The sequence below is a fragment of the Psychrobacter piscatorii genome, from assembly GCF_001444505.1.
GTDB classification, from domain to species: domain Bacteria; phylum Pseudomonadota; class Gammaproteobacteria; order Pseudomonadales; family Moraxellaceae; genus Psychrobacter; species Psychrobacter piscatorii_B.
Genome location: NZ_LNDJ01000059.1, coordinates 16978 through 40374 on the forward strand (window position 1 = coordinate 16978; position 23397 = coordinate 40374).

The 23397-nt window shown below is 43.0% G+C and carries 15 protein-coding genes; 4 read left to right on the plus strand and 11 right to left on the minus strand.

All coding sequences use genetic code 11. From position 1 onward, the window contains the following. Positions 1-248 precede the first annotated feature (248 nt). The 4 genes from AS194_RS05450 to AS194_RS05465 all read right to left on the minus strand — a co-directional run bounded on the left by AS194_RS05450 (position 249) and on the right by AS194_RS05465 (position 5736). Positions 249-740 (minus strand): hypothetical protein, encoded by a 492-nt coding sequence (locus AS194_RS05450; RefSeq protein WP_058024457.1) that lies wholly within the window; start codon positions 738-740, stop codon positions 249-251. A gap of 119 nt (positions 741-859) precedes the next feature. Continuing rightward, positions 860-1576: a ribonuclease PH gene (rph, locus tag AS194_RS05455; RefSeq protein ID WP_058024458.1), complete on the minus strand. Its 717-nt coding sequence runs from the start codon at positions 1574-1576 to the stop codon at positions 860-862. A 182-nt stretch (positions 1577-1758) separates the two neighbouring features. Beyond that, positions 1759-3558 carry an AMP-binding protein gene (locus tag AS194_RS05460; RefSeq protein WP_083499607.1) on the minus strand — a complete coding sequence of 600 codons (1800 nt, stop codon included), beginning with the start codon at positions 3556-3558 and terminating at the stop codon, positions 1759-1761. A gap of 450 nt (positions 3559-4008) precedes the next feature. Continuing rightward, positions 4009-5736 carry an AMP-binding protein gene (locus tag AS194_RS05465; protein WP_058024459.1) on the minus strand — a complete coding sequence of 576 codons (1728 nt, stop codon included), beginning with the start codon at positions 5734-5736 and terminating at the stop codon, positions 4009-4011. 781 nt (positions 5737-6517) lie between these two features. Between AS194_RS05465 and parC the strand changes: the two genes are divergently transcribed. Together parC and AS194_RS05475 are read left to right on the plus strand one after the other, a co-directional pair. After that, positions 6518-8824: a DNA topoisomerase IV subunit A gene (parC, locus tag AS194_RS05470; RefSeq protein ID WP_058024460.1), complete on the plus strand. Its 2307-nt coding sequence runs from the start codon at positions 6518-6520 to the stop codon at positions 8822-8824. A 73-nt stretch (positions 8825-8897) separates the two neighbouring features. Next, positions 8898-9410, plus strand: a complete 513-nt coding sequence (locus tag AS194_RS05475; RefSeq protein WP_058024461.1) for a hypothetical protein — start codon at positions 8898-8900, stop codon at positions 9408-9410. Positions 9411-9569: 159 nt separating this feature from the next. Here the strand turns inward: AS194_RS05475 and AS194_RS05480 are convergent, their stop codons facing one another. From AS194_RS05480 to AS194_RS05495, 4 genes are all read right to left on the minus strand, one after another. Further along, positions 9570-10049 (minus strand): BLUF domain-containing protein, encoded by a 480-nt coding sequence (locus AS194_RS05480; protein ID WP_058024462.1) that lies wholly within the window; start codon positions 10047-10049, stop codon positions 9570-9572. Between the two features lie 166 nt (positions 10050-10215). Further along, a complete protein-coding gene (locus AS194_RS05485; RefSeq protein ID WP_058024463.1) occupies positions 10216-10707 on the minus strand; it encodes a BLUF domain-containing protein in 492 nt (163 codons plus the stop codon). A gap of 232 nt (positions 10708-10939) precedes the next feature. Next, positions 10940-11248, minus strand: coding sequence for a BLUF domain-containing protein (locus AS194_RS05490; RefSeq protein WP_058024464.1), 309 nt, complete (start codon positions 11246-11248; stop codon positions 10940-10942). A 252-nt stretch (positions 11249-11500) separates the two neighbouring features. Next, the gene (locus AS194_RS05495; RefSeq protein ID WP_083499608.1) at positions 11501-12094 is read right to left on the minus strand and encodes a hemerythrin domain-containing protein; all 594 of its coding nucleotides are present in this window, start codon (positions 12092-12094) and stop codon (positions 11501-11503) included. A gap of 396 nt (positions 12095-12490) precedes the next feature. Here AS194_RS05495 and AS194_RS05500 point away from each other — a divergent pair, with 396 nt between their 5' ends. After that, a complete protein-coding gene (locus tag AS194_RS05500) occupies positions 12491-13330 on the plus strand; it encodes a Cof-type HAD-IIB family hydrolase (protein ID WP_227511583.1) in 840 nt (279 codons plus the stop codon). Between the two features lie 483 nt (positions 13331-13813). Beyond that, complete coding sequence (locus tag AS194_RS05505) at positions 13814-14941, plus strand: ABC transporter substrate-binding protein (RefSeq protein ID WP_058024465.1); 1128 nt, start codon at positions 13814-13816, stop codon at positions 14939-14941. Between the two features lie 83 nt (positions 14942-15024). Here the strand turns inward: AS194_RS05505 and AS194_RS05510 are convergent, their stop codons facing one another. The 3 genes from AS194_RS05510 to gltB all read right to left on the minus strand — a co-directional run bounded on the left by AS194_RS05510 (position 15025) and on the right by gltB (position 22563). Continuing rightward, the gene (locus AS194_RS05510; RefSeq protein ID WP_058024466.1) at positions 15025-16236 is read right to left on the minus strand and encodes an FUSC family protein; all 1212 of its coding nucleotides are present in this window, start codon (positions 16234-16236) and stop codon (positions 15025-15027) included. Between the two features lie 205 nt (positions 16237-16441). Then, positions 16442-17863 carry a glutamate synthase subunit beta gene (locus AS194_RS05515; RefSeq protein WP_058024467.1) on the minus strand — a complete coding sequence of 474 codons (1422 nt, stop codon included), beginning with the start codon at positions 17861-17863 and terminating at the stop codon, positions 16442-16444. Positions 17864-18099: 236 nt separating this feature from the next. Continuing rightward, positions 18100-22563, minus strand: a complete 4464-nt coding sequence (gltB, locus tag AS194_RS05520) for a glutamate synthase large subunit (protein WP_058024468.1) — start codon at positions 22561-22563, stop codon at positions 18100-18102. Positions 22564-23397: the final 834 nt, after the last annotated feature.

The following is a 23397-nucleotide window of genomic DNA, read 5'->3' on the forward strand; positions in this document are numbered from 1 at the left end:
AAAAGTATCAATGACAGTATGGATAATAGTGAAGATTGAATTTTGTAATCTTACTTATAAACCATTTAGACAGGCGTCTGCAAGAACTATTCACCTTAGATTGGCGATAGACGGTATAAAATTAATGACGAATGGTCATAATAAAGAAGAGCGCTTAGAAGGGTCAAAGAAGATAAAGCGCGGTGGTGTTAGATAGGATAGAGACTGGAGTGACTTTTGATGAATCAAGCGACTGGGGCTTAAAAATACTAGTCACTACTCATTTTGATATTTACGTGGCGTTTTGTCAATGCTTGCCCTTCTAATATGGCTTTAGTCACTTTCGCCTCTTGGGCACTCTCAAAACCAGTAATATGATATTTGCGTACCTCATTGCTATCGACAATCTGTAGCCCATCACCGATAAGCACAACTTTATCGTCGTCAGTCAAATGAATGTGTTCACGTTTGCCTAGATTGTCATGTACCAACTCAGCAGCTCGCACCCATAATGTACCGCTACTAATCATGCCACTCATGGTTTTTTTATGCTGCTGACGTTTTTTGTTAAAAATAAAACTACCGACGATAAGCAGTGCCAGCGCACCGATAGCCAATCGCTCAGACAATAAGCTCATTGCCATAGCAACTGCCACCGCCCCTATCAGTAATGCAGATCCAAACCAAAACATACCGTTGTCAGTATTATTCGGCTGACCCTGTAAGGTGATTTTGGCGCCATCATCAGTCAGCTTGAGCATGCATTGTTACCTATTGCGAAATATAAAAAATGTTTTTTATGAAAAAACTGCCTATCAGAAACCAACAGGCAGTTATCAAAACTAAAAATAAAGACAGCAAGTTTTATCTAAATACTAGACTACCAGCCAAGTGCAGTCTGCTGCATTTTAATCAATTCAGCAATACCTGTTTCAGCCAATGACAGCATCGCGTCTGCTTGAGCGCGAGTGAACGGCTTTTCTTCAGCAGTACCTTGAAGCTCAATAAACTCACCTTTTTGAGTCATAACGACGTTTAGGTCGGTATCACAGCTAGAGTCTTCTTCGTAGTTCAGATCCAGATAAGCTTCACCATCTTTCATACCAACAGAAACCGCAGCAACCAATCCAATCAGCGGATCAGCTTTGAGTTTTTTGCTCTTTTGGATAGTTTCTAACGCATCGATCAGTGCAACTGCCGCACCAGTGATACTGGCCGTACGAGTACCACCATCCGCTTGCAACACATCACAATCAAGATAGATGGTGTTTTCACCAAGCTTACTTAAGTCAATCATGGCACGTAAGCTACGACCAATCAGACGCTGGATTTCCTGCGTACGGCCTGACTGCTTGCCGCGAGCCGCTTCGCGTTGATTGCGAGTATTGGTTGCGCGTGGCAGCATACCGTATTCGGCGGTTATCCAACCTTTACCTTTACCTTTGAGCCAGCGCGGTACACCAGATTCGACACTGGCCGTACATAGCACTTTGGTATCGCCAAAACTGACCAATACTGACCCTTCAGCATGCTTAGTATAGTGGCGCTCAAAGCTGATAGAACGAAGTTGGTCAAGTTCACGATTGTCAATACGCATAAAAATTCCTAGTACAATATTATAAAAGCAGTGTCATAAAAGTACGCTATCAGTGGCTAATAAGCAGACCGACAGGTATCTGGTAGACTAAAATCTTAAGATATCCTAACGTGACAGCGGCGCAATGGCAAGATTCACGCCCGCCATTGCGCCGTCAGTTAGGCAATAATGGACGATAGAGGCTATTCTAAGCCTTCCATCTTACGCAATTCTTTACGTAGGATTTTGCCAACGTTCGACTTTGGTAATTCGTCAACGAACTGTATGTGACGCGGACGCTTGTAGCCAGTCAGTTGTTTTTTGCCGTACTCAAGCAGCTCTTTTTCGGTGACATCGCCTTTTTTGACCACAAATAGTTTTGGCTCTTCACCGCGCTCATCATTAGGAACGCCAATGGCACCGCACTCTACCACAGCTGGATGCTCACTCATGGCTTCTTCGATTTCATTTGGATACACGTTAAAACCAGATACCAAGATCATGTCTTTTTTGCGATCAACAATTTTGATAAAGCCTTTTTCGTCCATAATGCCAATGTCACCGGTTTTTAGGTAACCACTAGCGGTAAAGGACTCGGTTGTTTCTTTTGGACGGTTTTGATAACCAATCATTACCTGTGGACCTTTGACGCATATCTCACCGCGATCACTCAGCGCGACGACGTTTTCTTCTTCATCGATGAGCACGACATCGGTGCTAGGTGCAGGAATACCAATCTTGCCAGTAAACTCTGCGATGGTCATTGGGTTAAAAGCAACGACCGGTGACGTCTCAGATAATCCATAGCCTTCAACGATAGGTAGACCTGTGATTTTATGCCACTCTTTGGCAACGCTCGGCAATACGGACATACCACCGCCGATAGAGGCTTTTAGATTAGAGAAATCTAGGTCTGCAAAGCTGTCTTTGTGTACCAAGCCATTAAACAGCGTATTCACAGCTGGGATAAAAGAAGGTTTGTATTTACCCATCTCTTTGATAAGCCCATCGAGATCGCGCGGGTTAGGAATAAGCAAGCCTGTATAACCCTGGTACATGCTACATATACCGCATACCATAAATGAGAACACATGATACAACGGCAGTGCTGTCAAGATGACATCTCTGCTGTCTATATCATCTTCGAATGCACTATTCATCAGTGCACTAACCTGTAGCATATTGGCGACTAAGTTGCCATGAGATAGCATTGCCCCTTTCGCCACGCCTGTCGTCCCGCCTGTATATTGTAGTAATGCCACATCACTCAAGTTCAACTCAGGACGCTCATAATTACTGGCAGAGACTGCGCCCAATGCCTCCTTAAAGCTCACGCTATTTGGGATTCGATAAGGAGGAATCATTTTTTTGATATGACGAGCGACGAGGTTGACCACGACCCCTTTGACCGTACCCAGCATATCCCCAATCTTACAGACGACAACATGCTCAATCTGCCCTTTATCTTCGGCATCTTGATAGGTTTTCGCAAAATTCTCAACGATGAATAAGGCTTTGGCACCACTGTCATGGAGCTGATGGGACAATTCGCGACTGGTATATAAAGGGTTTACATTGACGAGTATCATGCCGGCGCGAATGACACCTAACGCGATGATCGGATACTGCAAGAGGTTGGGCATCATAACTCCAACCTTATCGCCTTTAACCAACCCTAGCGATTGCAAATAACTGGCAATCTGGCGGCTATATAGGTCCAATTGCTTAAAACTAATCGAGGCGCCCATGCAGATATAGGCCGTTTTTTGGCCATAACGGTTAAAATTACGCTCAAACACATCAAGTAAAGAGGTACTGTCCTCTGGCATCTCAATCGTAGCATCAATGCTATAACGCTCATAAGCGCTCAACCATGGACTGTCACTGGCGATAGTCGGCATAGTAGGGAATGCATTGTCTTGATAAATATACTCAGATGCATTGCCTTTATCACTGGTGCCAGCGTTATTATCTGTTGTCTCTTTATTGATATTGTCCGTCATAATTTTCCTTAAATATTACTGTTAAAAACATAGAATACTTTATATAAAAACTCTGTTTTTTTTGATGGTGTAATGTTTGATGCAGCATGGTGAAATCGTATTAAATGAGCTCACAGGTCAGCGTAGCTATATCATTTTTATAATAATCGCTTTGCAAGTCATATTGAGTAAAATCATCACTCTATTATAAATAAATGCAAAAACCTCTTGGCTGGCACTATAGCAGTTTTACTAAAAATTCTCTATCTATACTCCTTATGCCCCACTATTCACAACAGGCACAACAGGCACAAAGACAAAAAATGACAAGGCAGCACGAGACAACCTTATCATTTTGGTTATAACAATAACTAAATCTGGTTACTCAGCATATTACAAGTACCAATCAATCATAGAGGTACTTATAAATAGCCAGTGATAAAACCCTATCTAAAGATAAGCCTTCGTAGATTAACCGTGGTTTTTCTCTTCGAGTGCTCGTAAGTCTTTACGTAAGATTTTACCGACGTTCGATTTTGGCAGCTCGTCAATAAACTCAACATGGCGAGGACGTTTGTAGCCAGTTAAGTTTTCTTTACCGTAAGCGATGACTTCATCAGCAGTGAGACTGGCGTCACTACGTACCACGTAAATCTTCGGTACTTCACCGCTCTTCTCATCATCGATACCGATCACACCACATTCCAAAATCTTTGGATGTGTCGACATGGCGTCTTCTACTTCGTTTGGATAAACGTTAAAGCCAGATACCAAGATCATGTCTTTTTTGCGATCGACAATCTTAAAGTAACCGTCTTCATCCATCACGCCAATATCGCCAGTACGAAAGTAACCATCCGAAGTCATGACTTCAGCGGTCGCATCTTCACGCTTCCAGTAGCCTTTCATCACCTGCGGGCCACGGATACTAATCTCACCACGCTCACCCAAGGCCACTTCATTGCCTTCTTCATCCAAGATAGCCATATCAGTGGCAGGCATTGGCAAGCCGATGTTTCCTGAGAACTCACCCGTACCATGTGGGTTCGCTGAGGCAACTGGCGAGGTCTCTGACAGACCATAACCCTGAACGATGATATTGCCCGTTACCTGCTCCCATTTGGTCGCCGTGTCTTTGAGTACTGCCATACCGCCGCCCATAGACATCTCAAGCTTGCTATGATCTAGCGATTGGAATTCTTCGTTATTGGCAAGCGCAGTAAACAAAGTATTTACTGCTGGGAAAAACGCTGGTGGATAGTCTTTATATGCTTTGATAAGGCTTGGTAGATCACGTGGGTTTGGTACTAGCAGACCGATACAACCACGATATAGACCAAACATACCGCAGACCGTAAACGAGAAAATATGATATAGCGGCAGAGCCGTCATAATCACTGGCTGCTCATTACTCTTCTCAAACTTGTCAAAAGTATCGCCTAAATAAGTATCGCTTTGGATCAAGTTAGCCACCAAGTTACCATGCGTTAGCATAGCGCCTTTGGCCACCCCTGTCGTACCGCCCGTGTACTGAAGTACAGCGACATCATCGAGGCTGATATTGTTAGGACGTTTATAGCTTTTAGCAGAAAAAAGGTTCATTGCTTTTTTGAACTTGACGCTGCCTTTGATATGATAATCAGGCACCATTTTTTTGACGTGACGTACCACGGCATTGACAATAAAGCCCTTGAGCGGACTCATCATGTCACCCATTGAGGCAACTACGACATGATCGACTAAGCCTTGACCGATATCTTCATAAGTTTTGGCAAAGTTCTCAAGCAAAATCAAAACTTTGGTATCTGAATCTGTTAACTGATGTGACAGCTCTTTGGTGGTATAAAGTGGGTTGACGTTGACCAATGTCATACCAGCACGTAGCACCCCTAGCACCGCAACTGGTAGCTGCAAAATATTAGGCATCATTACTGCCACTTTATCGCCTTTTTGTAGCCCTAATGACTGAAGGTAAGCAGCAACTTGTTTACTATAGAGGTCCAACTCTTCGTAAGACAGCTTAACATCCATACAGACAAACGCCGTTTTGCCTGCATGATTGATAAAGTTTTGCTCAATGATATCAATCAATGAGGTGTTGGCTGGCGGCATATCAATATCATACTGAATGCCAAGTTTTTCGTATGTTTTGAGCCATACTTTGTCGTTGCGACGAATCAGGTTACCTTGATCTTCCATAATCTTTTCTCTCCTAGTAATAATACATTACCGTCAGCTCATGCAAATCACAGTGTGATAAACAGACGAAAAACCAGAGCGCAGTCTCACCATCATGATGACAAGCGAGGCTGCGATATAGTCGTAAGGTGATGAGCAAACAATGTAGTGGTAAATAGCCCTTTGTTCATTAACATACACACTTTATATAGACTACTCAATACAAAAGATTGTTATACGAGTTCTCAAACTGGCTTGACGGCTGATATTTTCATTAATATCAATTATTTATACCAACAAAAACTGGTCATGTCACTGAATTTTACCCACAGTACCTCTTTTATTTTAGACACAATATTTACATAATAAAACTGCCTTCGCGCATGCTCTCAAGGGCATCAGCTGGCCCAGTGAGCGGCGTAAAGTTACAGCAAGCTCCCTCTTTGTCACTGCCTGGTCGAGATATGCTAATTCTTGTCACTAATTCGGCACCGTCACTCTGGGATATTTATTAAAAATAAAAAATAAATGTTAGGTTTACTATACTTAACTTTATCTATAAAAGCCACGTACGGGGACATGGTAAGTAAAGTCTATAAAAGCCAGTATAAGCACGTCATGAGCTGTCGTATATTCTGATACATGTCTTTTTAATTGGATCAATATCCTTTACGATAGCACTATCTTATTTTTACGTGAATATCGCGCCGAACCTAAATGAGCATACGGTGCAGTTCACACCTATACTATGCCTAACTATATAAACCATACTAATTAAAAACTCATAAGCGAAGTCTATTTTATGTCTGATGTTATTGATCCTACTGTTGCCCCAATCATTCCTAATGAGCCGATGGATACTCGCTCAGTGGCAGAGTTCACTGAGCAGGCCTACCTCAATTATGCCATGTACGTCATCATGGATCGGGCGCTACCAAATATCGCTGACGGCCTAAAACCTGTTCAGCGCCGTATTGTCTACGCCATGAGCGAGCTTGGGCTAAAATCCTCTGCTAAGGCAAAAAAATCTGCACGTACGGTCGGTGATGTGCTCGGTAAATACCACCCACATGGTGACAGCGCGTGTTATGAAGCCATGGTGCTGATGGCACAGCCGTTCAGCTATCGCTATCCGCTTATCACGGGTCAAGGTAACTGGGGTAGCCCTGATGATCCTAAGTCCTTTGCGGCCATGCGTTATACCGAAGCCAAAATGTCTGCTTATGCCAACACCCTACTTGCAGAGTTGGGACAAGGCACGGTCGACTGGCAAGATAACTTTGACGGCACGATGGAAGAGCCAACCACTCTACCCGCCCGCCTGCCCAATATTTTATTAAACGGCACCACAGGAATCGCGGTTGGCATGGCAACTGACATTCCGCCGCATAACCTTAACGAAGTGGTACGCGCAGCGATTCGTTTATTAAAAAATCCTGAGCTGTCTGTTAAGCAGCTTACCCAGTCAATACCAGCACCAGATTTGCCAACGCCAGCTGAAATCATCACTAGCAAAAAAGACTTGCAGGCGATGTATGAAACAGGGCGTGGAAGTTACAAAATGCGCGCGACTTTTCATATCGACCCCAAAGAGAAGAATTTAGTCATTATTGACGCGCTGCCTTACCAAGTCTCAGGCAACAAAATCCAAGAGCAAATCGCCAAGCTCATGACGGATAAAAAACTGCCTTGGATTACCGATATTCATGATGAATCAGATCATGAGAACGCTTGTCGTATCGTATTAGAATTGCGCTCAACGCGCGTCGATGTCGATCGCGTTATGAGCCATCTGTTTGCTAGCACCGATCTTGAGAGCAACTACCGCGTCAATATGAACATGATTGGCCTCAATGGTAAGCCGCAGGTCAAAAATCTAAAAGAAATCTTAGAAGAATGGCTCATTTGTCGCCGCTCAGTGGTCAAGCGCCGTCTGCAATATCGTCTTGATAAAATCGATAAGCGCTTGCACATTCTTGCAGGTTTGCTAATTGCGTATCTCAATATCGATGAAGTGATACGCATCATTCGTGAAGAAGACGATCCAAAAGCGACCTTGATGCAGGACTATGACCTGACTGACATTCAGGCCAATGCCATCTTAGATATTCGTCTGCGTCAGTTGGCAAAGTTAGAGGAAATTGAGTTACGCCGCGAGCAAGACGAGTTGGCTGCCGAACGCGCCATTATTCAAGAGTACTTGGACAATCCAGATAGTCTGACCAATCTGATGATTGAAGAGCTCACCGCCGATATGAAAGAACACGGCAATGAGCGTGTGTCGCCATTAGCAGAACGCGAAGAAGCACAAGCATTAAAAGAGTCAGACCTCGTACCGAGCGAGCCGGTCACCGCTATCCTATCGAAAGCGGGCTGGATTCGCGCGGCCAAAGGCCATGATGTCGATGCCGCTGGTATGAGTTATCGCTCAGGGGACAGTTATCAAGCGCACGTGCGCGGCAAGTCCAATGAGAAAATTTACGTCCTCGATAGTACAGGACGTAGCTATAGTATCGATGCGCACAACCTTGCCTCCGCGCGTGGTCAAGGCGATCCGCTGACCAGTGTGTTAAAACCGCCAGCCGGTGCAAGCTTTGAGCAACTATTGACTGGTGCTGACGATCAACGCATCATTCTTGCCAGCTCGCAAGGTTATGGCTTTATCAACACCCTTGGTAATTTAGACAGCAATCAAAAGGCAGGCAAGAATGTCATTAACCTCGCTGCCGATAGTCGCCTGCTGTCTGTCGCTCGTATCGACGCGCCAGTAAAAATGGCGAATAACACTGACGACGAGACCACCAAGTTAGAGATAACGCCTGACCATGTCGCAGTGGTAACCAATGCCGGATATCTACTGATATTTGCCCTTGACGACTTGCCTGAGCAGGCTCGCGGTAAAGGAAACAAACTGATCAAGCTGAAAGATGATGAAGAAGTGCTGGCTATTACGCCACTCAGTTTACAAAACAGCCTCGTCATTACTGCTGGCAAACGCCATGTAACGCTAAAGCCAAATGACTTGGCTAACTATACGGGCAGTCGTGGTAATCGCGGTGGGCAGTTACCACGAGGCTTTCAGAATGTGACGAGTGTTGAGGTTGGGTAGACTTGAATCATTAATATTTTTTTCAGAGATCTAACTCATGACTCTAGTCCAAAGTTACCAATAGGTTGATAGCATGGAAATAATACCAATTTTGTCTATGGTCGTTTCAGTAATAAGTGTATTTATCGCTGGACTCATTTATATAAATTCAAAAAAGTCTGTTGAGAATACAAATGCAGCACTGAACAATGCCAAAGAAGCTCTTAAACAGTCTCAAGATAAATATCTATATGAATTGCGACTTAACGCTCTAAAGTCTACTAAGAATGTAGAAGCAACTTGGCAAAATGCGCTCAATAGTGTTTACCATGAAAAGGAACGTATTAAAGATTTTGATAGTGATTCGGGTTCCACTATCAAAGAAATGTTCAATGACCATGAGTCTGGACTTTTAAAACCGAGTTTCGAAAATATCAGTAATTTTAGTAAAAATCTAGAAAAGAAATTCGATGAAATAACAGAGGAAGAAGCCAAACTCGTAATAAGAAATATGGAGACAATGAATATAAACCTAAAACAGACTCAGGAAGAATCTATAAAGCGGTTTGAATTACTTTATAATAAATTGAAAGAAATTCAACCATAGTCTGGAATTTCAATACAGCGAATCATTGTAAATAACTATGCTTTATATCGTAAATAAATCGTATCCTACAAATGCTTATTTCATGTAATTACAACAAGAAAAGCCGCCTAAACAAACGTATAGGCGGCTTTTTTACGCTAATCAAAATAGACAACTTACTTAAGACTTATTAAATTCGGTATCTTCAAAGATCGTTTTTAGGAAGCTTGTAATCTGAGTACTTTTCATGAGGTAAGGATTGAAGTCAGCACCTGCTGAGAAGCTTTTTAAGGTATATTCCTCATCTTCAGCACTTGATGTTAAATATTTGATCAAAAACCCATTCCATCTCCGTACCTTTATCTCCTCAACTCCAATGATATGAGGCAATAGATGAGGATAGTCCTTAATCAATATTGCTAAGACTTCATTGATAATAGGCCTTGAGCCTTCAATATTTTGAATTAAATAATTATCATTAATAATAAGTGCAGAGGTTATATCACTTTTCTCATTGTTTCTGCGCCATCGCTCAAGAATTCGAGTCAACTCAATTCCGTTATTTTTTTCGCTATTTCTTCCAATATAAGTGAGACTGAGAAGAATATGCTCGCCATTTCTATTATTATTTTTTGAAGCATGGCTCGTCGTTATATGCATAAGCAACCTTATTTGAAAAACACTTTTCTAAACTAGAACAAATTTTAAACTCAAAATATTAATCTCCAAATTTTACTGATCGATCAAAATTACGACAACAGCTCACTCACATCAATTAAGTGCTTGCTCTATTGCTTAACAAGCTCTTAATTACAGAAAATCGAAGTTAAATAACATCATGAATTCGTGGTTTTTTCTCATCAAAAATTACTTTCAGAAAATTTTCAATCTGCGCACTTGTCATTAGATATGGATTATAATCAGAACCTGCTGAGAAGCTCTTCAAAGTATACTCTTCGTCTTCAGCGCTTGAGGTGAGATGTTTGATCAAAAAACCATCCCATTGGCGTGATTCTATTTCCTCTATATTAACGATATTGGGAAAAATAGTTGAATGCTCGTCAAATATCTTTGCCAAGGCAGTATTGATAGCAGGCCTTGTCCCTTGAAAACTTTGAACAAAATACCCCTCACTAATAACTAAAGCTGAAACGATATCGTTTTCTTCAAAATATCTGCGCCAATACTCAAGTGCGCGAGTCAGCTCGATTCCTGAATTTAGCTCGACATTTTTGGCGATATATGTCATGTGAATAAGAATATGCTCGCCATTTCTTTTCTTATTTTCTGGAGTATGGCTTGTCGTTATAATATTCATAAGGAACCCTATTTGCAAAATACTTATCTAAATTAAGATACACTTTATTATAAAATATAATCAATGAAATTGTTACGTTTTGACCGAATTTTTACCATCTATTATTATTTTTTTAAATTATGACATGAACTTTTTGATGAGATAGGACGCCAATATTTACTGTCGCGAATTTTACTACAAATGTTGGTAAAAACTGTGTGATTGTATTATTCTAATAGCTCAAAAGCCTAATCTATATTTGACTATAATTACTATTGTTTAATCCCAAAATAACAATAACAAAACTTTCCTTGATCGAAAATCTCGAGTTTTCAATGTTTTGAATAAAATAATGATCCTTAATGACAAGCGCTGAAGTGATATTGCTTTTTTCGTTATTTTTTCGTGCTGTCTCAAAGGTACGGGTCAGCTTTATGCCATTATCTTTCTCACGATTTTTACCGATATATGTGAGGCTAACCAGAATATCTGCACCGTCTTTATCTCCCTCCTCCAAAACTTCAGTACCAGATTCTGAGATGTCATCAATAACGTTGTGCATAAAGAATTTCAATGGTCAAAAGCCACTTTAAATTAAGATACCCTTTACTCTAAAGTACAATCAACAACATTTTGTATTTTTTAGTAGGTTTTTACCCGTTATTACTATTTTCTAGAGAGCCAACGTTGCAGTTTCAATAAGATAGCGTACTCCCACTCCTATCGCTACATCGTAGTACTACAGATTTTGATACATTCAGTGCGGTAGTCTTGTCTAATAAAAAATAAAGCTGAACTATTTTTCCCTATAACACTAATTCAGCCCCAAAATAGGAATCACCAAATCTTCTTCATCAGTGAGGTGTTGCGACAGTAGCTCACTTGCATCCATTAAGCGCTGATGCAATAGCTCAACCAGCGCTTTATCTTCAGTATTGCTTGATGCTAGCCTGCTATTTAGCACTTGCAGCTCATTAAGCAGTGTATCTAAATGCACATGATCACGATCTAATATCTCAAAACCTGCTTTTAGTTGAGGGTACATGCGCATGAACTGCGGAAAGTAGCCTGTATCTTCAATATTATGGTGCTGATGTAATTTAAAAATATATTGATTAATCCGTGGTGAGATTTGTGAGCGGTATTCTAACCATTCAATATCACCCGAACGATAGGCATCACTGATTTGGATAAGAACGTGTTGGCGTTTACGTATGTCAGCGTGAATACTTAGCCAAAACGATGTCTTATAAACATAGTCTGCACTGAGCCATTGATTAGGCGGTAGCTTCTCGTACAAAAACAGCCAATCAGCCTCTAACCGACTGTCAGGATGACGTGGAGTCGGAGCAAGTAGCCCCTCATCTGCTCTATTTTGAGCGTTTGAGTTTTGAGTGGAAGCAGTCATAATATTGTCCCTATAAATTATTTTGCTTATTCAGTTTTCTCTATAAGTGCTTGAGTCCTATAAGTGCTTGAGTCGTTATCAATAAACCCTCTTTAAAAAACTTAGCTTAGAAAACGACATAGTAATTTATTAGATGAACTAAAAAATATTTAATTTAAGTGTAGTCTATATATATTCTAAACATAGAAGATCAACGGTATCTTCGCTAATACGTTAGCAATTTTATGAATCATCAAAGTGAATAGCGTAAGACCCATGCGTTACACAACCTAGTCAAAACCATCCTCATTTTTGGCTAATGAGGCTGTAGGATAAGACGAATAATAAAGTCGCTCAGGCATTAGTAATCAGCTACTATTACCTTTAGTAGCAGCGCTTAAAATGTAAAGGATCATCATGTTTATCGAAGATAAAATTGCTCAAGAAAGTATGAATACCAAATTTTCTACACCTAAAATCATCTTTTTCGATATCGATGATACCTTGAGTCGCAGCGGCGTCATTGCCGAACATAATAAAGCAACCCTTGAGCAACTGGCAGACACTGATATCAAGCTGGTGATTTCAACTGGGCGCTCCAAGGCCATATTGCCTGAGGATATCTTAGCATTGCTTGATGCAGATATATTGGATGCCATTATTTGTATGAATGGACAGTATAGCTTTGATAAAAAGGGCCGAATCAGCCACTATCCATTGTCAGATGAGCAAACAGATAAAATCGTGCGTCTTTGCCAGCAGAGCGACTTGATTCATAAGTTTGACTCTGCTACTCATATCGCATGGTCAGATGAAAACGACCGTTTGCGTGCATTCAATGCTATCACACCCAACTCTATTCTTGACCCTGAGTATTACAAGTCAAATATCGTCTATCAATGCTCAGTATTTTTTAATAATCAACAAGAAAAAATGCAAGATATCGACTTTGCGCAGTATGATTTAAAGCTGGTACATTGGCATCAAATCGGTGCAGATATATTGCCAATAGAGGCATCAAAAGCTCGCGGTATCAAAGATGTCTGCGAATACTATGCGGTAGATGTTAGCGAGTGTATGGCGTTTGGCGATGGTATGAATGATTTAGAAATGTTTGATTTGGTGGGGTTTGCGGTTGCGATGGGGGATGCGCAGCCTGATCTGATAGCGCGTGCTGATTTCGTCACTGGTACGATCGAAGAGTACGGCATACAGACAGTGCTTGAGCAGTTCTACGCCACCTCGTCAACCAAATAAAATCTTATTTGAGCATGTATTGCGTACCTATCAATATCCTGTCAAAGCATCGTTGAACTACCATCAACAGTCATTGAATCTTCGATAATAGTGGCGCTCAGTCATTGCGTCGCATCCTTTGCTGTTCTGGTGTAGCTAATTATTATGTTAAGTTCTAAGGGCTTAGCGCTATTTGACGCTTGAACCTTCGCTTATCCTTATACTTGTAATAGCATAGGTCTATACGGCCATTATTTGTCTCATCCTTGGCAATACTCTAGAAAACCCACTCAGCATCGACTGTCTTTAAACCAATCTTCACTACTCATTTGATTAGTATTATTAGCGACCTTTATTAGCATAACTAAGCATCGTCTTAACAATAGCCCTTTAAATTGTACAAAGTAATAACCATAATAGTTTTATTAGCGACATGCAGCATTGACTGCCTGATTATTTTTATCAACTTTTTGATTTGTATTATATTTATTTAGGAGAAGTATTTTGACCCATTTATCATCGTCCCGTCCAGACAATCCGGCTCGTATCGGGCGTATAGTACCAAAGGCATTATTAGCGGCAGCTATTGGCTTGACATTATCCAGCTGTAGTAATTCTGACAATGCGGCAGATGCTAGCGCTGCGGCGAGCACTGAGGCGCTCAATTTGTATAACTGGTCAGAATACATGCCACAAGAGATTTTGGATGGTTTTGAAGAAGAAACTGGCATCGCGGTCAATTACACGACGTTTGATTCAAACGAAGCGATGTACGCCAAGCTCAAACTGCTCGATGATTCTAGCCAGTATGATTTAGCCATTCCATCGACTTATTATGTCGAAAAAATGGCCAAAGAAGGATTACTGCAAGAGTTAGATAAGTCTAAATTAAGTAACTTTAAAAACCTCGATACGTCATTTACCAACACCAAAGTCGACCCTGACAATAAATACTCTATACCGTACATGTGGGGCAGCACCGGTCTTGCAATTAATGGTGATAGTGTCGATCCTGCAACTGTAAATAGCTGGAACGACCTGTGGGATCCTAAGTACAAAGGTCAGGTGATGCTTACCAACGATGTGCGTGAAGTGTTCGGTATGGCATTACTGACGTTAGGCTACTCGGGCAACAGTAGCAATCCTGATGAAATCAAAGCGGCTTACGACAAGCTTACGACGTTAATGCCGAACGTCAAAACGTTCAACTCTGATGCCACACGTATGCCGTACATCGAAGGTGAGACGTCTCTTGGCATGACGTGGAATGGCGAAGCAGTCATGGCGAATGACGAAGGTCTAACGAGCCTAGCTTATAAATACCCAACTGAAGGCGCTATCCTGTGGATGGACAACTTTGTCATTCCAAAAAATGCCAAACAAGTTGATGCAGCACACAAATTTATTGATTACTTATTGCGTCCTGAAAACGCCAAAATCGTGAGTGAAGAAATTGGTTATGCCTCACCAAACCAGGCAGCAAGAGAGCTGATGGATGAAAGCGTTCGCAACAATCCAACGATTTACCCATCTAAAGACGTGTTAGCCAAAGCGGAATTCCAAGAAGATGTGGGCGATGAAGCACTACAAGTGTATCAACAATACTGGGATAAGCTAAAAACGGGGCGCTAATAGCCATGGTTTATTACCTTTAAAATAAAGTAAATCTTTAAGAAAAAACGCTGATCCTAAATGGTCAGCGTTTTTTTTGTGCGTTATAAATGCAAATCTGTCTCGCCGCCCTGCTCTTTCATCCGGCGCTGCTCACGGCGCTGATAACCCAGCCCAGATGCAGCAAACCAGTGTAGCTTAGAGGTTTGTAACAGATCACTCAATTGCTGCAACTGGGTTTGCAACGTCTGTGTTAACCAAAAATACCCCTGCCACTCAAATGCTAAGTGCTGCACACTTGGATATTCTGACACAGCAATACGAGTAATCGGGCGAAACACTTCATCGCTTGGACTTCGGAGTACCGCCGCCATATGCTGCATGGCTTGCGTCAATTCGTGCTGATAATGTATCAGTAACACATGGTTTTCTTCATCAATTTCGATATTCGCCAAACGCGGAGCAGCGCTTAATAATAAATCAATCGTTCCGATAATATTACGATGGGTACGCTGAATGGTCTCTAGCGTCTCTTTTTCGATTCCTGACTCACTTGCTGTTGCAGCGATATGTGGACGCACAGCCAGCAGGCGTTTGTTGATCTGCTGTAGCGCTGTTACCAACTTCCTATCAACGGGTACTTCTTTAATAGGAAAGGCGATTGGGTTTGATTTTTGAGTAGCATTGTCCATTACCCCATCCGCTGCATCAATATGATGACCCACGCCAGCATAGAGACTGCTACAAGCGTCAAGATTACTACTCAATAAAAACCGCCACATCAACGTTGATTTGAGCGGTAAAATCAGCGTCACTGCTACCGAAACACCTGTACCCAGTAAGATATTTAGCGCGCGGTAGATGCCATCTTGACCGATGCTGTTGTGACCCAAGTCAGAGACAATCATCAACATAGTGATACCTGTTAGCAGCCCTGTATATCCGAGCTTTCTGACGGCTAAATAGCCAATGATGCCGCTTAATATACCGATAAGTGCATAATCGATCCATAGCCATGCACCTGCATTTTGAATGAACCACAGCACCCCAAGGGCCGTACCTATGCCTAATAGAGTACCCAAGACACGCTCTTTGGCTTTGGTATAGATAGCGCCTTGATACTGCAATAATCCCAAGATAATAAAAACCGTAATGGTGGTCCACTCACCATGCGGCAGGTTGGTGAGTTTATTGGCCAGTAGCGCCAGTATGACAGCCGTTCCTAAGCGAATGGCGTGCAAGACGTCGGCATGTTGATAGCGAACATAAGGCTCAGTAAATGGAGCAGTAATAAGCTGGTAAAGGGTTGATTTCACGCAAGGCTACTCTTTTTAGTGAATAAACGAGTTTTAGTGGATAAATGAGGTAAACGATAAAGCATATAGGGTACGCAAAAACATGCTAGCAGTCGAGCCTCGATTTACCAAGTATCACTCAAAAAAAACGCCTTTTGTCTGATAAAAGACAAAAGACGTTTACATCACAAACCACTAATAAATCGTGGAATCTAAATCGAGGTAATTATACTTCTAAAAAGTCTAGTATACCTTCTGCTGCTTCGCGGCCTTCCCAAATAGCCGTCACGACCAAATCAGAGCCACGTACCATATCACCACCTGCAAAAATTTTGGGATTCTGCGTTTGGAATTTAAAGGTTTGTTTTTCTGCAGCCAACACTCGACCAGAGCTGTCCATTGCCACTTGCTGCGACTCGAACCAATCAGCAGGACTTGGTCTAAAGCCAAATGCCATAATCACGGCATCACATGGGATAATCTCTTCAGAATTAGGAATCGGCTCAGGACGCTGACGTCCGCGGTTATCTGGCGCACCCAAGTGCGTCGTGACTACTTTTACCCCATTGACCTTGCCGTTTAAGCCAATGATTTCAGTAGGCTGGCGGTTGAATAAAAACTCAACCCCTTCCTCACGAGCATTGACTACTTCGCGGCGTGAGCCAGGCATATTTTCTTCATCACGGCGATAAGCACAGACGACTTTTTCAGCACCTTGACGAATACTGGTACGGTTACAGTCCATCGCTGTGTCACCACCTCCTAGTACGACAACTCTTTTGCCTTTAAGGTCGATGTACTCTTCGGCATCTTTTTCCCAGTCATTACAACGGTTGACGTTGGCAATCAGGTAATCTAGCGCATCGTAGACGCCTGTCAACTCTTCACCAGCGAAGCCGCCACGCATATAGGTGTATGTACCCATACCCATAAAGACCGCGTCATACTCAGCCAATAGCTCATCAATGGTGACGTCTGTACCTATCTCTGTCTCTAAGCGAAATTCCATACCCATGTCTTCAAAGATGACACGGCGGTTACGCATGACGTCTTTTTCCATTTTGAACTCAGGAATACCAAAAGTTAATAAGCCACCAATTTCAGGACGTTTGTCAAAGACGACAGGCTTGACACCATTTCTGACCAAGATATCTGCGCAACCAAGACCTGCTGGTCCTGCGCCAATGATAGCAACTTTTTTGTCTGTCCAAACAACTTCAGACATATCTGGGCGCCAGCCAAGTGCAAACGCGGTATCGTTGATATATTTCTCGACATTACCAATGGTCACTGCCCCAAAGCCATCGTTCAATGTACAAGCGCCTTCACACAAACGGTCTTGCGGGCAAACTCGTCCGCATACTTCAGGCAAGGTATTGGTGCGATGGCATAACTCAGCGGCTTGGAATATCTGTCCTTCTGTGGCCAGTTTTAGCCAGTTAGGGATATAGTTGTGTACTGGGCATTTCCACTCGCAGTACGGGTTACCACACTCAAGACAACGATGCGCTTGCTGGGCAACAGCTTCGTTTTCAAAAGGTTTATAAATCTCAACAAACTCTGTTGAGCGCGTTGCAATGTCTTTTTTGGTTGGATCAAATCTCGGTACATCTAAAAACTGGAAGTTATTTTCTAAGCGTTTTGCCATGGTGCTATCTCTTTTATATAAGGCTCTTTTGCAGTGGGTGGCGACAGTCAAGCGATGTGTTGTTTGTCTAAAATCTAAGACATATATCGCTGCTGTCACGTACCTGCTGAAAACCTGTGAGTTAAAACGTCTCTAAAAACGGAACGCTGGCTACCCTAATTAAAGTCATTGTCGATTCCTCAATACGATCTCTCAAGACAATTCATTGACTGACACGACCGACAATGACAAATCGGCTATTGTGGGTCGGCCATGGTAGTTTTAAGAAGACTTGCAATGTTCGCCGCTTTTGGCTTCACCAAATAGAATTTACGAACATAGTGCTCAAAGTCGTCCAATATCGTCTGACCCCACGCACTGCCTGTTTTATCTACATGAGCTTCAATCACTTGTTGTAAGTGAATGCGATGCTCTTCTGTTTGCTCGCTTGAGATACGGTTGAGATCGATCAGTTCATGATTGCAACGATCAAAGAAGTCACCTTCCATGTCGAGTACATAAGCAAAACCACCCGTCATACCAGCGCCGAAGTTGAGTCCAGTACGGCCAAGAATCGTGACGATACCGCCAGTCATATATTCACAGCAATGGTCACCTGTACCCTCGATGACTGCATGCGCACCAGAGTTACGGACGCCAAAACGCTCACCTGCGGTCCCAGCAGCATATAACTTACCGCCCGTTGCACCATATAGACAAGTATTACCGATGATGGCGGTTTCTTGTGCCGTAAAGTTTGAGTCTTTAGGTGGATAAATGACAATCTCACCGCCAGCCATGCCTTTACCCACATAGTCATTGGCATCGCCTTCAAGCTCAATATTTAGGCCGCCAGCATTCCACACGCCTAAACTTTGCCCTGCAGTACCTGTCAGGCGAAGCTTGATCGGCATATCGCTCATGCCAAGGTTGCCCCATACTTGCGCAATCTCACCAGAGATACGAGCACCAATAGAGCGGTCACAGTTGCCAACGAAATAGCTATAATCGCCGCCTGAGCCTTGGCGAATATTGACGAGCATATCGCGAATCATCTGCTCAGCGAGCAAGCCTTTATCAAACGGCTCGTTACGCTCCACCTGACACGTTTGAGCTTTGCCCACACTGGCTGGGTGACTAAATAGCAATGGCGTTAAATCAAGATGACGCTGCTTGTCCGTATTACCTTCTAAGATATCTAGCAAGTCAGTACGACCGACCAGCTCTTCCATACTACGAACACCTAGCGCTGCTAACCATTCACGTGTTTCAGTCGCCACAAATTTAAAGAAGTTAATCAGCATTTCTGCTTCACCAATGAAATGCTCATCACGCAGCTTGGCTTTTTGGGTAGCAACCCCTGTTGGACAATTATTTAAATGACAGATACGAAGGTACTTACAACCAACCGCAATCATCGGCGTAGTACCAAAGCCAAAGCTCTCTGCACCAAGAATGGCAGCCTTGACGACATCCAATCCTGTTTTTAAACCACCATCGGTCTGAACACGTACCTTATCACGTAATCCATTCACTCGTAGGGACTGATGGGTTTCAGCCAGACCTAGCTCCCATGGCGAGCCTGCATGATGGATAGACGATAGCGGAGATGCTGCTGTACCACCATCATAACCTGAGATCGTAATCAAATCGGCATAGGCTTTTGCAACGCCTGTCGCGATCGTACCAACACCCGGACGCGACACCAATTTAACGGATACCAATGCATCTGGATTGACTTGCTTCAAATCAAAAATCAGCTGCGCCAGATCTTCGATAGAGTAAATATCATGATGCGGCGGCGGTGAAATCAAGGTCACGCCTGGCACCGAATAACGCAAGCGCGCAATCAGCGCATTCACTTTACCACCAGGAAGCTGACCACCTTCGCCCGGTTTTGCACCTTGAGCGACCTTAATCTGCATCACTTCTGCTGAGCGCAGATATGCAGGTGTCACCCCAAAACGACCAGAGGCCACTTGCTTGATCTTTGAGTTGCGCAATGTGCCATAACGCGCAGGATCTTCACCGCCCTCACCAGAGTTTGAACGTCCACCGATAGTATTCATCGCCATTGCAATCGATTCATGCGCCTCAGGAGACAGCGCGCCTAACGACATGCCTGCTGAGTCAAAACGCGTCAAAATCTCAGAGATATCTTCAACATCATCGACATCGATACTGTTGTCAGTCTTTAGTTGCAACAAGTCACGTAAGGTCGCCACTGGGCGGCTATTGACTAGATTGGCATAATTCTGATAATTCTCATAATCGCCCGTACGTACTGCCGTATGCAGGCTGTTGATCACGTCAGGGTTAAAGGCATGGTACTCTTTATTGAAGACAAATTTGAGCAAACCGCCCTGATCTAGTGGCGCACGACGCTTAAATGCGTTGGCAGCCAGTTGCGCTTGGTCAGCGGCAAGATCTGCAAAGGTAGCGCCTTTGATACGGCTTTGTACACCTTTAAAACATAGGCTCACGACCTCTTCAGACAGACCAACTGCTTCAAACAGCTGCGCACCGCGATACGACACAATGGTAGAGATACCCATTTTTGATAAGATTTTTAGCAAACCTTTATCCAAGCCTTTGCGGAAATTAACGCGAGCTTGAATCGGGTCACCAAGCAACTCACCAGTCGCCACCAAATCATCGATCACATCATATGCCAGATATGGATACACACAAGTTGCACCAAACCCGATCAATACCGCGACTTGATGCGAATCGCGCGCAAGACCTGTCTCAATCACCAAGTTAGCATCGGTACGGATACCTTCTGCAATCAGGTAATGGTGCACGGCTCCTGTGACTAGGATGGCATTGGCAGGTACTTTTTCTGCATCGATCTCTTTATCAGACAGTACGATCAAGGTATTGCCCGAACGGATTTTATCTGCCACTTCTTCGCAAATAGCAACGATAGCATCAGATAACTCTAAAGTACGGTCATAGTTCAGATCGATACGAGCCATCTTGAATGCTGGATCATCCAAGGTTTCAAGCTGCTGCATCTTGCTGGCTGACAAGACTGGTGATGACAAAATAATACGATGAGCATCTCTTGCTGATGGCGCAAACACATTGGTTTCAGCGCCTAGGCAAGTTTGTAGTGACATCACAATGGATTCACGTAGTGGATCAATTGGCGGGTTCGTCACTTGCGCGAACTGCTGCCGGAAAAAATCACCCACATGACGTATCTGCTGCGATAGTACAGCCATCGGCGTATCATCACCCATAGAGCCGACGGGCTCTTGGCCGTTCTCAGCATTAGGACGGATGATCTCTGTACGCTCTTCATTGGTGATGTGATACATCTTTTGTAAAGCTTTTAGCTTGTCGCCACGGCACGCTTGCGCTGCTAAGGTTTCTTCTAAGCGCTCATCATCACGGACACGTGTCGCTTCTTCACGCAGCCACTTTCGATACGGATGCGCATTTTTCAGCAACGTTGCAACAGCAGTCGTATCCATCACTTGACCTGTCAACGTATCAATGACCAGCATTTGACCTGGGCCGACACGACCTTTCGCCAACACATCTTGTGGTGAGTAGTCCCAAACACCAACCTCTGATGCGACGGTGATATAACCGTTCTTGGTGGTCACCCAACGTGACGGACGCAGACCGTTTCTATCGAGCATACAGACGGCATAGCGTCCATCTTGGATCACAAGCCCTGCAGGACCATCCCACGCTTCCATATGCTGCGAATAAAACTCATAAAACGCTCGCAAATCCATATCCATGCTATCGACGTTCTGCCACGCTGGTGGAACCAAAATCGACATCGCATGGAACAAATTCATACCACCAGACATTAGCACTTCAAGCATGTTATCTAGGCTTGATGAATCAGAACCTGTACTGTTTACAAGCGGCATCAATTCATTCAAGTTCGGCAGTTTGTCTGATTTGAGCTTTGGCGTGCGTGCTTTAGACCAGTTGCGGTTACCTGTAATGGTATTCAATTCACCATTATGAGCCAGATAACGGAACGGCTGTGCCAAAGGCCAACGCGGCAAAGTATTGGTGGAGAAACGCTGATGGAAAACCACGATATGTGACGCCAAGCGCTCGTCTTGAAGATCCAAGAAAAATGCTGGCAGGTCTGATGGCATGACCAGACCTTTATAAATAATGGTCTGGCAGCTTAATGAACATACATAAAACAGCTCGTCATCTGTCAGGCGCTGCTCTGCTTTTTTGCGTGCAACAAATAGCTTACGGTTGAAATCTTCAGCAGCCAAGTCATCTGGCGCATTGACAAATACCTGCTTAAAATCTGGTAATGTCTCACGGCCGATCTCACCCACAATACTCAAATCAAGTGGCACATCACGCCAGCCAGCGACTTCTAATCCTTGAGCGGTAATCTCATCGCTCAATACTTGCTGGCTATGCTTGGCTTTATCATCATCCAAATTGACGAACACCATACCAACGGCAAAGTTGTCTGTGATTGCGAATTGCTGCTCATCAGCGATCTGTTTAAAGAAGTCGGTAGGCGTCGCTAATAGTAGACCGCAACCATCACCAGTTCTACCATCTGCCGCCACACCACCACGATGTGTCATGCAACTTAAACTATGAATGGCGGTTTTTACCAAATTATGGCTGGCTTCACCCTTAATATGAGCAATTAGACCAAAACCGCAATTATCAGAAAAATCATCTGGCGTGGCCAGGTGTGTTTGCGAGGAAATCATTGACATAGCTTGTCCTTTTAAGTAGACGGGCAACTTACATCTCCAATGCGGAGCATAAGCTGGTACCCGTAAGCAGAACGGGCTGATAGTGGATATTCGGATAGTTGAATTAGTAAATGGCGCGAGGCTCAATCAACATCATGCTATAAAAGCAAGTAAACCTTTGACCATCTTGGTCATTAGGTAATGTCGTGACATATGCGTCGTATATTAAAGACAGTGAATGGCAGCCCTTTGAAACAGAGTAATTTATACCCCTAAATGCCAATTGCCCAATCAGTAATACGTTATGTCGTTCGTTTAAGCATCGTGTGTTATGTCGTTATATCTAGCAATGAGAGCTGGACATCCAACCATTTAATAACCGTGCATGTGGTTCGTCTTGAATATCTGACGCTCTGTATTCAAGCGCCTTATTCACTCTAAAAAGAGTGACAATAAGAGAGGTTGCGTCACTTACAAGCACTTTAACATAGTCAGTAAGTAGCCGCGCTTGAGACAACAAACCCTAGTAACACACCTTACAAATCATTGATTTGCTACTAAATGCTTGTTTAATAATAGTTTTTTACGATAACTATACAGAACGTCGCCCACAGTTATATTAGTTAATGATTCACAAAAAATCTAGTCTTTTCTATCGATTCATCAGCCATAATTTGTATAAGGTCTCATTACTATTGGTTATAGGACGATTAAAAACCTATTAGAAATATAATATAAAGCGCCTATGTTAGGGTTACCTGAGGCAATGGATGATATCTGTCTACCTTGAATACTTTGCCCCAAAATAGCGACAGTAGCCACTAATATATTAAAAAAACGAAGTATAAAAAACCC

Coding starts and splice junctions, on each gene's coding strand:
- AS194_RS05450 (WP_058024457.1), bottom strand. CDS start 740: ATGCTCAAGCTGACTGATGATGGCGCCAAAATCACCTTACAGGGTCAG.
- rph (WP_058024458.1), bottom strand. CDS start 1,576: ATGCGTATTGACAATCGTGAACTTGACCAACTTCGTTCTATCAGCTTT.
- AS194_RS05460 (WP_083499607.1), bottom strand. CDS start 3,558: ATGACGGACAATATCAATAAAGAGACAACAGATAATAACGCTGGCACC.
- AS194_RS05465 (WP_058024459.1), bottom strand. CDS start 5,736: ATGGAAGATCAAGGTAACCTGATTCGTCGCAACGACAAAGTATGGCTC.
- parC (WP_058024460.1), top strand. CDS start 6,518: ATGTCTGATGTTATTGATCCTACTGTTGCCCCAATCATTCCTAATGAG.
- AS194_RS05475 (WP_058024461.1), top strand. CDS start 8,898: ATGGAAATAATACCAATTTTGTCTATGGTCGTTTCAGTAATAAGTGTA.
- AS194_RS05480 (WP_058024462.1), bottom strand. CDS start 10,049: ATGCATATAACGACGAGCCATGCTTCAAAAAATAATAATAGAAATGGC.
- AS194_RS05485 (WP_058024463.1), bottom strand. CDS start 10,707: ATGAATATTATAACGACAAGCCATACTCCAGAAAATAAGAAAAGAAAT.
- AS194_RS05490 (WP_058024464.1), bottom strand. CDS start 11,248: ATGCACAACGTTATTGATGACATCTCAGAATCTGGTACTGAAGTTTTG.
- AS194_RS05495 (WP_083499608.1), bottom strand. CDS start 12,094: ATGACTGCTTCCACTCAAAACTCAAACGCTCAAAATAGAGCAGATGAG.
- AS194_RS05500 (WP_227511583.1), top strand. CDS start 12,491: ATGTTTATCGAAGATAAAATTGCTCAAGAAAGTATGAATACCAAATTT.
- AS194_RS05515 (WP_058024467.1), bottom strand. CDS start 17,863: ATGGCAAAACGCTTAGAAAATAACTTCCAGTTTTTAGATGTACCGAGA.
- gltB (WP_058024468.1), bottom strand. CDS start 22,563: ATGTCAATGATTTCCTCGCAAACACACCTGGCCACGCCAGATGATTTT.